The following is a 13,293-nucleotide window of genomic DNA, read 5'->3' as shown; positions in this document are numbered from 1 at the left end:
TCGGGCGGCGTCCACGTAGACTGGTGGGCTGTGGTCCGGCCGCTCTGGCCGTTCGTTCCCCTTTCGCATCTGGAGTCACCCCGCCATGCAGGCAGAACCGAAGAAAACGCCGGCGGGGTCGCTCGTGGGGCAGGAGTACGAGGTCGAGGTCGGCCCCGTGGCGCACGGCGGGCACTGCGTCGCCCGCACCGACGCCGGCCAGGTCCTCTTCGTACGGCACGCGCTGCCCGGCGAGCGGGTCCTCGCGCGGGTGACGGACGGCGAGGAGGACTCGCGCTTCCTGCGCGCGGACGCGGTCGAGATCCGGGAAGCCTCCAAGGACCGGGTGGACGCCCCGTGTCCCTACGCCGGCCCCGGGCGCTGCGGCGGCTGCGACTGGCAGCACGCCAAGCCGGGCGCGCAGCGGCGGCTGAAGGGCGAGGTCATCACCGAGCAGCTCCAGCGGCTCGCGGGCCTCACTCCGGAGGAGGCCGGCTGGGACGGCACGGTCATGCCGGCCGAGGGCGACAAGCTGCCCCCCGGTGAGGTGCCCGCCTGGCGTACGCGCGTGCAGTACGCGGTCGACGAGGACGGCAACGCCGGCCTGCGCCGCCACCGCTCGCACGAGGTCGAGCCGATCGAGCACTGCATGATCGCCGCCCCCGGGGTCTCCGAGCTGGGCATCGAGAAGCACGACTGGTCCGGCATGGAGTCCGTCGAGGCGATCGCCGCGACCGGTTCGCAGGACCGCATGGTCATCCTCGAACCGCGGCCCGGCGCCCGGCTGCCCCTCGTCGAGCTCGACAAGCCCGCCTCCGTCATGCGCGTCGAGGAGCACGACGGCGGGATCCACCGGGTCCACGGCCGCGCCTTCGTCCGCGAGCGCGCCGACGGCCGTACGCACCGGGTCGGCAGCGGCGGCTTCTGGCAGGTCCACCCGCAGGCGGCCGACACCCTGGTCAAGACCGTGATGCAGGGCCTGCTGCCGCGCAAGGGCGACATGGCGCTCGACCTGTACTGCGGCGTCGGCCTCTTCGCCGGTGCCCTCGCCGACCGCATCGGCGACAAGGGCGCGGTCCTCGGCATCGAGTCCGGCAAGCGTGCGGTGGAGGACGCGCGGCACAACCTCGCCGCGTTCGACCGCGTCCGCATCGAACAGGGCAAGGTCGAGGCGATCCTCCCGCGCACCGGCATCACCGAGGTCAACCTCATCGTCCTGGACCCGCCGCGCGCGGGCGCCGGCAAGAAGACGGTCCAGCACCTGACGTCACTGGGCGCCCGCAAGATCGCGTACGTCGCCTGCGACCCGGCGGCGCTGGCGCGCGACCTGGCGTACTTCCGCGAGGGCGGCTACCGGGTGCGGACGCTGCGGGCGTTCGACCTGTTTCCGATGACGCATCATGTGGAGTGCGTGGCGATCCTGGAGCCGGTGGCGAAGGGCGTCTGACCTGCGGTTTTGCGCGTGCGCGTTATGTGCGGTGTGGGCGTTACGGGCGATATCTTGACGCTGAAATGACGCTCGTGACGCTCATTTGACGCTCGTTCTGATGGGGTGTCAGGTGCGCATTGAGCAGGTCAGGTGGCGTCAAAGCTGCGAGTGACGTTTTGACGCCGAGGGCTGGTGACGCTCAATGCGGGGCCGCCGGATCGTGCAGATCAGATGTTCCGGAAGAGACCAGCGAGTGCGTTGACCTGCCGCGATGAGCGGTTGGCGATCGCTGACCTGCGCGAATGACCTTTCGGCTATTTCACGTTCGTGCCGCTTGATGGGGCCGGAAGTCCCAGAAAAGTCCCAGGGGACTCCCACGGCGTTTTCGCGAAGACCTCGTAGGCTGCGGCCGCTGACGGGTGTCCGGCTGGCCCACGAGATACTCGTCGCACCTGGTCCGCCCTGGAGCTTCGGGCGCTCGCCAGGGCTCCGGGTGGGTCAATGCATCCGTTCTGGCCTGGTGTCTCTCCTTGATCCCCTGGCGTGTGTCCTTTGACAGGCGATCTTGACCGATTGACAGGTGAGTTCGGCCGTTGGGCTCAAGGAGACAGCTCGTCTGCGGGATCGATGTCAGTGGTCCCTGCCAGCATATGGATCATGAAACGATCCGACGATCTCCTGGCAGGGCTGGACGACATCGACTGGGCAGCCCTGGGGCAAGCCTACGGCAGCGCCGAGGACGTGCCCGGCCAGCTCCGGACGGGTGGGCGGGCCAAACCAGGAGGCCCGGGAGAGCGCCTTCAGCAGCCTGTTCAGCAACATCTTCCAACCTTCGACCAGAACAACCCCGACGGCGCGAAGTGCATCGAGAAGGCGATCCTTCCCGCCGGACACACCGGGCCGCTGATCGACCGCTGCCAGCCCGGACGTTGCCACAACAGCGCCATCGCCCCCGACCACCTCAAGATTTGGCAGAGCGAGGAGACCGGCCTCTTGACCCTGCTGAACACCCCCAAGATCGCCCCCTGCCACCGCGAACAGCTCAACCACCAGCTCCACGACGTCCGCTCAGTGATCCGAACGGCCCATAGGTGACCGCGACACCCACCGGCCCGACGCTCACGGACCACGTCTCGGCTGAGACGGCGAAGGCCCTGCGAGCCGCGCTGGAACGACTCCTCGCAGGCCGCCCCTCCCGCACCGACGGGCGGCTGACCAAGGAGAACCTCTATCGGGAAGCCGGCGTCAGCCGGGCCACCATGAACCGGGCCCACGGCATCCTGGCCGAATGGGACCGCCGCACAGCCGCCACCGGCACCCCTGGCGAAACACGGAGCGATGATGAACTCAAGGAACTGCGGGCCGAGTTGATAGTGATCAAACGCGAGCGGACTCAGCTGCAAGGTCGACTCGACGCCTCTGCCACGGTCATCGCCGCCCTGCACCACGACAACGCCGCTCTTCGAGACCAACTCGCAGGCCAGGAGGAAGTTGTCGCCCTCGACGGGCACCGGGCCTCCGCCAGTCCCGAGGCCACCGGACCGCACTGATCTTCTGAAACGATTCGCCCCGAAAAGGATTCCGTCATACAGGAAATCCGAGCCTACAATCGGCCCATGACTTCGGATGCCGTTCAGTCCTGCCCAGTGGCTGACGCTCACAGACGACTGATGGACTGCCACACCCAGTGGCATACGCTGCACGACTCCTACCTTGATCCGGATGGATTCAGGCTCAACCTGAACGCCCTGGTTCCCAACCTCAGAAACGTCACCTGGCTGCTTCAGAAGCAGAAAGCCGTGATCCCTGATTTCGCCACCTGGTATCCGGAGTTCCAAGAGGCTTGCAAGAAAAGCGAGATCATGGGGTGGGTCGTCAAATCCCGCAACCGGATCACGAAGGAATCAGACCTGGAGCTCTTGAGTAGCTGCCAGGTGATCTGGACCCGGAACTGGCTTCAGCGGGTCGAGGGAACCGCTACGTTCCCGCCCAGGATGTCCACCCCTGAGATCATTCATGCACTGCGTCATTCGAACACCCCGCCCGTCGGCCTGATCACGGTCCGGCGGAAGTGGGTCGATAAAGCGCTCCCTGGGTGGGAACTCCTGGCTGCCACCGCTGAAGCCTTTTCTTGGCTCAGTCAGATTTTGTGGAGGGCCCACCAAGCGTTTGGTGTCGAGAGGTGTGACCTCGCGGACAGGTCCATTGAATGCGTCACGTCGGCCCTTCACGGCACGTTGGCACGGCTCCCCTGCATGCACCTGGCCCAGTCGGAGCTTCAGGCCCACTTCACCATGTCGGGCGGCGTCGTCGAGGAAGAGTTTGAGCATTTCGATCCGGACCCCGAGACCCTGGAGGCCGCCGGAGAGCGATACGGAGAGCTCAAGTTCCCCGAGTCTGGACCCATCGAAAATGTCCCCGGGTTTATGTCGATGGCTCGGGTGATGACGCAGAAGGATGGCCACCATGGCACGTTCGCATTCCTCTACAATGGGGAGACGGTGGTTGCTACCCAGGAACTGCGGTTCAACGATCAAGACACCAAGATGCTTTCTTTCGAAGGTATCGCTGATCTGGTGGAATCTACGCGCGCTGACGGGGTCGTGATCATTTCTGAGAGCTGGCTCGCGATTCCCACGAAGAAGGAGAAGGAGCTGAAGACCATCTTCTTCCCGGCGCGGGACCGTCTCGACCGGATGGAAGGAATCACGGTCTATGCCGCAACGAGGGACGGTCGGCAAGCGGAACTGCTCTCCATCATCGAGCGCGGCCCCAACGGCGAAGCGAGCTGCGGAGAGCCAGTAGAAGTCTCGTTTACTTCGGGGGCGAACACGCTCACGCCCATTAGGCGGAAGTGGGAAGACATGGAGAAGCGCGGGCTCTGAACCTGTCTCAGTCCCCTCTCATGGAACTGCACACTCGCGGCCACGACTCGCACGGCATCAGGGCAGGTCAAAGCCCGCCACCGGTGTCTCATGAGACACCGAAACGGTGGAGAACACTTCATATACCGGCTCGCCTCCGAGGGCGTCCTGCCGCACACACCGCCGATGTACAGCCGCCTGTCCTCGCAATTGGCCAGGGCGCGCCGCGAGGGCCGCTTTCCCGACCTCATCGACACCCTGCGGGAGGTCCACGTCCCGGCGGCCTGGCCGGATGTGGACACGTTCCTGAGCGAAGCCCTCGACTGGTTCCGCCTGGACCGCACTGAAGGCCAGGAGCACGCCCTGTACGTCGCCGCAAAGAAAGACACCCTCCGGCAGTTGCTTACCGACTGGCTCGCGCCGTACGGCATCCCGGTCCTGGTGGTCCGCGGCTTCGGCTCCCAGTCGTACGTCGACGTCGTCCGCGACCGCACTGCCGCCGATCCGAGGGAGGCGCATCTGGCCTACGTCGGGGACTTCGACGCCTCCGGCTCCGACATCGAGCGAGACTGGGTGCAGTGCACAGGATGCTGGAGCTGGGTCACCCGCATCCTGCTCACCCACGACCAGGTCCGGCAGTACGCGCTGCCCGCGACCGCAGGCAAGCGCGACGATCCGCGATGGCCGTCCTTCGCCCGGTTGCACGGCTTCGACATCGACCACCCCGTCCAGTGGGAAGTCGAAGCCATCGAACCCGACGAACTCCAGCGCTTGGTCCTCGCCGCCGTCACCCCGTACATCGACCGTGGCGTCGGTGCGTCGTGCCATGGGGGATCTTCCTCTCTCGCGGTCCGCCCTGAGCGGACGAACAAGACTGTTGCATAACCTCTGAAAAGCCATAAAGGACTATTAAAAATTGACAAGTTCGGCTTATGAGCTTGAATCAGCGGCCGTGTACGCGAGGGAGAAAATCACCCAGCGGCGTCAACTCGACTGGGGGTAGCGTCCCGGCCATGAACGATCTCGACGCCGATGAGGCGTGGGAGCGGCTGCGGGCCAGCCGCTCCAATCCACCGGCCAAAGCCAACGCTGGCTCCCGGCGCATGACGTACTCGGCAGCCCTGGAGCAGGCTCAGCAGCTGTTTCGTGCCGCCGCCGTCGTGGGCCCGGCCACGAGCCCGATCCTGGCCTTCTACGGTCTCAGCCAGGCCGGCCGCGCCATCACGGCCGCCGCCCGGTCCCTCGACGGCGAGGATTGGCGCCTCAAGACACACGGGATCAAGACCACGGGGTTCCACCAGCCCTTCCCCGACATCGAGATCCGCACCGATCCGCCCGGCACCCAGGGCAGTTTCGTGAAGGTCAGCGAAGTCCTCGACTCACCGGTATGGGAGAAGGACCCGCTGAGCCTGGAAGATGTCTGGGACCTGCTGCCCCCGAACCTCAGCTACCCGCTCACCACCAGGGACCGGCTCACCCCGCTGTACACGGATGAGGGCAGCGTCAACGAAGGCGACCACTCTCTCCTCAGCGTCTTCGTGTGCAACATCCCTGATCGGGTCGTCAAGGCCGGCACTCGTGAGACGCTGGCCGACTTTCTGACCGCCTACCCGGCTGTCGTCCGGCACGAGAGCTACAGGAATGTGGGAGAGGCGGCGCTTCCGTTCTACGTCCGTTACGACCATGGCGGGGGCCAGCTGGCGATGAACTGGTTGATGCCCAAGGGCGTGGGCACGGGGTTCGACGGGATGGCGACCATGGCCGAACGGCAGGCCCACCTGCGGACCTTGACCCGCGGCTACGCCGGGAGCCGGTACTTCCTGCCCGTCCTGGGCTCGATGAAGCGGGAACTACACCCGCTGATGGCCTGGTGGGCGGTGCTGTACACGCTGTCCATGCTTGCCCGCTACGAACCCGCGGTCTGGAACACGCTCATCAACGTCGACTCCAGCAAGTACGCCGTCCCGATCGAACGGCTCCTGGAACGCGCCTTCAACCACTTGCCCGTTTTGATCGCGGACTCCATCACCGAGGTGAGCACCTGACGTGCCTGTGCCGAAACTCCACCACTACGTGCCGCAGAGCTATCTGGCACGATTCGGGCGAGGTGGCATGGTCAGAGTGAGGCGCCGGTGCCCTCCGAAGACGCACCTCGCCAACGTCAAGAACGTCGCTGCCGAGACCGGTTTCTACACAATCACGGACGAGAACGGCATGCCTTCCACGATCATTGAGCACGAGCTCAGCGGCCTGGAAGGGCAGGCACTCGCGGCCCTGCGCCGGATAGACGAGACGGGGATGCCACCGGCCGCCGGGACCGACGACCGCGAACTGCTCTGCCTCTACCTTGCTGTGCAGATGGCCAGGACACCGCGAAAGCGCACGGGCCCGCTCTTCGGGCGCAACGTCACCGCTTACGCGGACGGCCGGAACGTCGACCTGGCGCTGATGACCGAGTACCTCACACGTAAGCATCTCGGTCACCCGCCACGGGTAGCCGAAGCCCAGGGTGCCTTCGACTACTACCACGGCACACGGGCGATGAACGGCGGCAACGACCCCACCCACGACGAAGCGGTCACCGTGACCCTCAGCTCCGTTCGGGTGTGTATCCCAGAGTACCGTGCTCGGCACTGGCGCCTTGAGACCAGCCGCAAGCCGATCTTCCTCACCTCCGACGCACCCCTCGTCCTCTGGCGTCCGGAAACTCCGGAGGACGCCTACCGAGGCTTCGGCCTGGAGGGGGCTCACGAGATCAGGTTCCCGGTCAGCCCCACCGCCCAGTTCGTCCTCGTCCCCGGCCAGGGCACATCCGCCGAAGAAGTCAAAATCAGCCGAGCGATCAGCTGTAACCAGGACCTCGCGGACACCTGCGAACAGGTCGTCGTCGGTCACCCGGACCGGCACGCCGCACTCGACAGGGTCCAGCTGAGCATGCGCGGGCCCACACTGCGTTTCAACACGGCCCCCGGTTTCCGGGAGAACCCGGACGGCACGCTAGCGCCCATGGGCCAGGACATCCTGCACATGTACACAACCCGTCGCTGAGACCAAACAGTGGAGGGCCCGGCAGATCCTGCCGGGCCCTCCGCGGTTCCCGGCGTCAGCTTATGGCGGCGCCCATATGCTGCGCCCAGGAGTCGATGCAGGCGGAGTGCTCCGGGCTGCCGGCGCCCTCTGGCAGGTCGAAGCCCTCGCACCCGACGAACTCCAGCGCATGGTGCTCGGCTATCGGCCCGTACGTCGACCGTGACGTTCTCGCCGAACAGTTGGCCCGCGAGGATCAGCAACGCCGCCCCCTCGCCGACTCCTGAGCGGCGGGGGCGCGGCGGGCGGCATATCGCCCTGATGCAGTTGTTCCGCCCGCGAGTTCAGCGGGGAAGAGATCTTCGATCGGCCGGTAATTGGCCGTCCTGGCCTTCATCCTGGGACACATGACGTCCAGTGACCCCGCCCCGGCACATCCGCAGCCATCGATCACAGCGGTGACGCGGTACGAAATCTTCGAATACCTGCGCGGGATACCGAGTCCCTGGTGGGGGAGGCTGGACGAGGTCACGTTCCTGGAGGGCCTCTACGACCTGGACCGCCTTCCGTCCGAGGACAGCCGGCCCCCGACTGTCCGTGCTTACATCGAGCAGCACCGGATCACCAACAGCGACCTGGACGATGACTGGATCTTCGAAGACCCCCGGTTGGAGCTCTCCGACGGGCCGGACGTGGTGCTGCTCGCCTTCCTGGCGCGAACGGTCCATCCCGAGGTCGCCGCTGGCGTCGAGGAGGCGATGAAGCAGGTTGAGGAGCTGAACCGGCTGTTGGCACCGGACGGATGGGGTCTGCGTCCCCACGGCTTTCTCTCCGGCCGCCCCATCTACACGCCGGTCCGGGTTCCGCCCACGGGACCGCTGGTCCCGCTGCCGCTGAACGACGACGACACGGGCAAGCTCGATTTGGTCCTGGGGCAGACGTACAGCCTCCTGGACTGCGCCGGTGAGGAGTCCGCACGTGATGTGCTGCGCACGGCTGTCCTGACCCTGCGCCGTGATGGTGGCTTCTTTAACCCCATACCTGGTGACGGTTGGACGGAGGCCACCTACGAGGCGGTCCTGACCGTGGAGCGCGAGCTCCAGCCCACCTGCACGCCGGAGGTCAAGGAGGCGATCTGGCGGACACTGGGGCCTCTGTTCGGCCAGCTCGGACGCATCGACGTTCAGGGCCTCGTGGTCGAAGGCGATACCCGGCCGCTGCCCAACATCGCGCCGGACTGGCGGACTGAGGCTGTGGCCCCCGCTACCCCCCTCGTTCGCGGTCTCCGCCTCCTTTTCACCACTACCGCGTTCGACGTCACCTGCGGGGACTTCACCGATCTGGAGATCCGCGGCTCGCAGGACAACACCGGGTTCCACTACCTCTACGACACCCGCGCACGCCGGATGATCACCGACTTCGTCCTCGACGACCGGCCCCGGGTGGCCACGCTGTGCAACGTCACCATCATCAAGAAGGGCGACACCTTCACACCGAGGATCAAGCTCTGGAAGAAGGACAAGAAGAAGGCCGGAGAAGTCCCCGCCACGCATACGGTGCCCGACACCGGGACCACCCGGGCCGTCAAGGCACTTGTCGACACCGGGGACGTCCACGAGAACTTCTGGAAAGTCATCAACTTCCTCCAGGGCTGCACCGGCCTGAGCACACCCGGCGACTCCCTCCAGCTCGTGGCCGCAGACGAGGCCCAACTGGCCCATCTGCTGACGGGCCAGGACCGGACGACGGTGCTTGGTGCGGTCAGGACAGCCATCGGTGGCGGCCTGACAGAGGAGGACATCCGGCTGATCAGCAACCGTAAGGAACAGCTCCAGAGGTTCGATCGGCTGCTCACCGATCCGGACTACTTCCAGCAGGAGGAGAGCCGGGCAACGACGCGCGGGACGGAAGCGGTCTGGCAGGCCTTCTTCGAGGCGAACCAGTGGATCTTCGGCTACGGACTGAACCTCATCGCCTGCGAATCCATCGACGACGGCAAGCTGGAACGCATCACCACCGGTGCGAACATCTTCGGCGGAGCCGGGAAACGCATCGACGCCATCATGCGGTCCAAGGGCCTGATCAGCAGCATGCTCTTCTGTGAAATCAAGGCCCACGACACGGAGCTGCTCGCCAAGACCCCGTACCGTGCGGGCGTATACCAGGCATCGAAAGAACTGGGCGGCGGCGTGGCGCAGGTGCAGAAGACCGCCAGCAAGGCCCAGCAGCTCATCTCCCGCGAGTTCCTCACCCGCATCTACGACGACGACGGCACCCCGACCGGCGTCGAAATGTCCACTACCCGGCCCCGGCAGGTCGTGGTGATCGGCAGTCTGCGCGAGTTCACTCACAACGACGCCGTGAACCCGGAGAAGATCAACTCCTTCGAGCTCTACCGGACCTCGATCCAGGACGTCGAGATCATCACGTTCGACGAGCTCTACCAGCGAGCGTGCTTCATCGTCGAAGATCGCTAGGCCGCCCATCTGCCGATCTGGGCGGCCTGTGTGAGACGACGGCCTGCGGCCTCGCGTGACCCGGGCTGTCAGCGGCGGCTGCCAGGCTGAACGGATGGACCGTGATGACGAGCAGCTGCTGCGCGGCCAGGTCTACGACCACCCGGGCCCGCTGCCCAACCAGGACTACGCCGAACTGGTCGGCGGCCCGCTGGACGGCCTGCTGCTCGACATCACCAACTGGACAGCGGACGAGATCCAGACCGGCGTCGCGTTGATGACCGAGCTCGGGCAGTTCGACGCCGGCGGCTGGGCCCTGTGCAACCCTCGTCCCGGCGAGCGGAACCGTTGGGACTGGTCCGGCGACTCTCCCTGACGCCCCCAGGCCGACTCGCCCATGAAACCGGCCCGGGGTACGCCGGGAGGCGTGACCAGCGCGCCGATGGTCGTGCACCGGCTCTCCGGCTTGGGCGGTCGGAGAGGCGCCGTGCACAGCAGCGGCCAGGAGGAAATTCTCACGGTCACCACCGTGTGCCGGGTCGCGCCCGCTCGGAAGTCGGCAGAGATCTCGCGGTTGGGGGGGGCGGTCCAGCAGCGTATGGGGGAGTAGGTCCGATCGGGTGAGAGGTCGCCCAGAGGGTGAATCGGGTTACTCCAGACGCAGGACTCCTTGTCACTGCCCGTTTTTACGGTCCTCTCATGACCACTCAGCTCATCCCGCCTGCATCCGGGCCGGACTTCGCAACCGAACTGCTGACCACGGAGACAAGCGCCAGTCGGACCTGTTGCTCTCCACCCTTTGTCTTCGATGGGCCCTGTACGCGATGACCGTCGCGTTGTTGGTATGCGCGGTGAGTAGCGGAGCCTGCTTCGGGTTCGTCATGGACGGCTGGGTGGGCGCCGTGGTAGGCGCGACTACCACTAGCGTGGGCGCGTGATTCGGAATGCTTGTCCGCTCCCGGCCCGCGGGGATCGTCGTCCAGGCCGTCAACGGTGACGGCTATGCGGAAGGGATCGCCGACACCGTCCTGTTGAGCATCGCGATGTACGAGCCGCGGTCTTCCCGCTGACCTCTGACGGGGCGAGCGATGAGGAACAGGACGCCCGTCGCACCGTCGCGTACCGGCTCTCCACCAATGACGGCCTGCCTCGTCCCGTTCGGGTGTCGGCGGCCGCTGCATTGGAGGCCCTTGACGACGGCCTGGACGCCGAACGCGCCCGGGCCGCGATGAAAGAACTGTCACTCGCGGTCTACGACTGCCGCGGCAACCGTCACCCGGGTCCCGAAGCTGGCTGATCCGGCACAGCCGCTCACATCCTGAACATGCCCGGTCAATCTGCGCCGTGATGACGCCGATGTCTCCGCAGCTGTCCGCGAACGTGCTCGACTGGTGGCGTCCCGTACGCAACTCCAGAGGAGGGGCCATGGGCGAGGTCGCCACGGCCGTGTCCGACGAAGCGTTCTCCGCACTTGCCGACAACCTTGGCCACATCCTTGAGACCCGTGCGCTGCTGTGCATCATCGCGCCGGAGGACGTCCAAGGTGAGGCTGTGGTGGAGGCCGCTCTCAGTCGCTGCGACAGGGCCGTACCCGTCGTGGTCACGACCGCCGCGCCGGGCAACCTCGCGGCGCTCCTGGACGCGTTCCACGCCGCTCTGCACCTCGGTGTCCGGCCGCGACGCCTGGCCGACGCGCAACGGGCTGTCGAGGACGAACTCGCACGGCGCTCTGCGCCGGTGGTGGTCGTACGTGATACGCATCTGCTGCGGACCGAGGCCCTGCAGTACGTCTACGGCTTGTGGAGCCTGTTCCAGGAGCGCGAGTGCCGGATGCCCGTCGTCCTAGTGGGATCAGAGCGGATCCGCTCCGTGCTGCGCCGGCCGTCACTCGCCAGCCTGCAGAGCTGCGTCTTCATCTGGCACCGCCCCGCGATGGTCGACGGCACCTGGCTGCGGAGAGCTACCTGAGACCGACGCCTACGCAAGAGGTGACTGGGTGCGCAGCCATTCCTGCTCACTCGCGGTTTCCGCGTCCCGTCATGATGCGCCCTGCCCGTGTCCTGCGAGAGGTCTGGAGCGGGTAGATGGACCACACACGAAAAGGGGACAGTCCAGCCTAGGTGGCTGCCTTGGTTGTTGGGAACCTGCCCGTCTAAGGAAAAATCTTTGGGACAATGTCAGTGCTCTTCCCTACTATCGCTGCGTGTCCTACCAATCGGCTCGTGACCTTCCTTCGTTCCGGCAAGCGGAACAGGCCCTGCTGCTCCTGCGCATGGTTCCGTCGCAGAGGTCGGAGACCAAAGCGATCAAACAGCAGATGGAGGAGCTTGCGGCTCTGGTCGAAGCCTTTTACAACCTGCTCAGTGACAAGCACTGGATCTTCCATGACCGTTTGTCGCTGACGGCGGTCGAGACCATTCTGGCCGAGGCAGCTCAGGATGCCGATCGGGCCGAGACCATGCTCATCGACCACTATCGCGACAGCGAGCAGATGACCGCCATGCTGCTCTCGCTGCGGAAGTTGCCTGCGATGCGCCGCAGACTTCCGCTGGTGGAGAAGGCGAGGGAGGACTACACCGCGGGCCGTTACTACGCCTGCGTTCATGTCTTGCTGAGCGTCATGGACGGCTTCGTCAACGAGTTCGAGACCGTACGCCGGGGCCTGCACGCCCGGCAGTCGGAGGAAGTGCATGCCTGGGACAGCGTCGTAGGCCACCACCGCGGCCTTGCCCACGCCCATAAAACCTTCCTTAAAGGACGTACCGCCACGCAGGAAGAGCCCGTCTACGAGCTTTACCGCAACGGCATCGTGCACGGCAGCATCCTCAACTACGACAACGTCATCGTGGCGACCAAAGCCTGGAACCGGTTGTTCGCTGTCACGGACTGGGCCTTCGCCCGGCACAAGGAACAGCAGCACGAGGCCGCTCCGCCCTTGACCTGGAAAGCACTGGCGGCCAAGGCCAAGGACTTCGTCGGCTTTGCCGTGGAGCAGGGCAAGATCAACCGCATCAACGAGCAGTGGACACCTCGTGAGCACCTGCCCGGCAGCGATGCCTTCAACAACCACCCCGCCCGGCAGGGCTCGGAGCGCCTGCTCACATGGTGGGTGCAGCGAAACTACGGGGCCATCAGCGATCTCATCACCCAGGACGCGCACGCCAAGCACGGCAAGGCCGTGCGCAGCGTGATCCGCCGTGCCTATGAACGCTACCCCCTGACAGCCTTCGACATCCTTGCCGTAGAACACGATATGGCCGCCGCATGCACCGTTACGGCCCGTCTTCAGCGCGACGGTGGACTGCCGGCCACCGTGACCCTCCGATGGATTCGCGAAGACACCCAGGCTTTTCCCAAGCCGGATCCGTGGCCGGGAGAATGGCGACTGTGCACATGGGAGCCCTGGAACCTCCTCACACACACGAGTGACTGACGCCCACCTCGAGGCCACCGCGCCGCCGGAGCCAGAGGACGACCCGGCGCCGTGGCTGGCTTTGCCGGTGGATTTGACGGAAGGGGTGCAAGTATCGGTATGGCG

The 13,293-nt window shown here is 65.8% G+C and carries 12 protein-coding genes; all 12 read left to right on the top strand.

What is annotated here, in order from left to right:
• The first annotated feature begins 85 nt into the window (after positions 1-85).
• The 12 genes from OHS59_RS12600 to OHS59_RS12545 all read left to right on the top strand — a co-directional run bounded on the left by OHS59_RS12600 (position 86) and on the right by OHS59_RS12545 (position 13,188).
• Positions 86-1,426, top strand: a complete 1,341-nt coding sequence (locus OHS59_RS12600; protein ID WP_328493501.1) for a class I SAM-dependent RNA methyltransferase — start codon at positions 86-88, stop codon at positions 1,424-1,426.
• Positions 1,427-2,065: 639 nt separating this feature from the next.
• Positions 2,066-2,503 (top strand): hypothetical protein, encoded by a 438-nt coding sequence (locus OHS59_RS12595; protein ID WP_328493500.1) that lies wholly within the window; start codon positions 2,066-2,068, stop codon positions 2,501-2,503.
• On the top strand, positions 2,500-2,958 hold the full coding sequence (locus OHS59_RS12590) for a hypothetical protein (protein ID WP_328493499.1): 459 nt from the start codon (positions 2,500-2,502) through the stop codon (positions 2,956-2,958). Before OHS59_RS12595 ends, OHS59_RS12590 begins: the two co-directional genes overlap by 4 nt.
• Before the next feature lie 66 nt (positions 2,959-3,024).
• Entirely contained in the window at positions 3,025-4,293 is a 1,269-nt protein-coding gene (locus OHS59_RS12585) for a hypothetical protein (RefSeq protein WP_328493498.1), read from the top strand.
• A 90-nt stretch (positions 4,294-4,383) separates the two neighbouring features.
• On the top strand, positions 4,384-5,157 hold the full coding sequence (locus tag OHS59_RS12580) for a hypothetical protein (RefSeq protein ID WP_328493497.1): 774 nt from the start codon (positions 4,384-4,386) through the stop codon (positions 5,155-5,157).
• 128 nt (positions 5,158-5,285) lie between these two features.
• On the top strand, positions 5,286-6,317 hold the full coding sequence (locus OHS59_RS12575) for a YaaC family protein (protein WP_328493496.1): 1,032 nt from the start codon (positions 5,286-5,288) through the stop codon (positions 6,315-6,317).
• A gap of 1 nt (position 6,318) precedes the next feature.
• Positions 6,319-7,320 (top strand): DUF4238 domain-containing protein, encoded by a 1,002-nt coding sequence (locus OHS59_RS12570; RefSeq protein WP_328493495.1) that lies wholly within the window; start codon positions 6,319-6,321, stop codon positions 7,318-7,320.
• Between the two features lie 386 nt (positions 7,321-7,706).
• The gene (locus tag OHS59_RS12565; RefSeq protein ID WP_328493494.1) at positions 7,707-9,776 is read left to right on the top strand and encodes a Shedu anti-phage system protein SduA domain-containing protein; all 2,070 of its coding nucleotides are present in this window, start codon (positions 7,707-7,709) and stop codon (positions 9,774-9,776) included.
• A gap of 94 nt (positions 9,777-9,870) precedes the next feature.
• Positions 9,871-10,131 (top strand): hypothetical protein, encoded by a 261-nt coding sequence (locus OHS59_RS12560; protein ID WP_328493493.1) that lies wholly within the window; start codon positions 9,871-9,873, stop codon positions 10,129-10,131.
• Positions 10,132-10,699: 568 nt separating this feature from the next.
• Positions 10,700-10,825 carry a hypothetical protein gene (locus OHS59_RS12555; RefSeq protein WP_328493492.1) on the top strand — a complete coding sequence of 42 codons (126 nt, stop codon included), beginning with the start codon at positions 10,700-10,702 and terminating at the stop codon, positions 10,823-10,825.
• A gap of 277 nt (positions 10,826-11,102) precedes the next feature.
• On the top strand, positions 11,103-11,723 hold the full coding sequence (locus OHS59_RS12550; protein WP_328493491.1) for an AAA family ATPase: 621 nt from the start codon (positions 11,103-11,105) through the stop codon (positions 11,721-11,723).
• Between the two features lie 235 nt (positions 11,724-11,958).
• Positions 11,959-13,188, top strand: coding sequence for a hypothetical protein (locus OHS59_RS12545; protein ID WP_328493490.1), 1,230 nt, complete (start codon positions 11,959-11,961; stop codon positions 13,186-13,188).
• Positions 13,189-13,293 lie beyond the last annotated feature (105 nt).

Origin of the sequence: Streptomyces sp. NBC_00414 (assembly GCF_036038375.1) — a bacterium.
GTDB lineage: Bacteria > Actinomycetota > Actinomycetes > Streptomycetales > Streptomycetaceae > Streptomyces.
The sequence above is the reverse complement of the archived record's forward strand: the minus strand, read 5'-3'. Positions and strand labels throughout refer to the sequence as shown.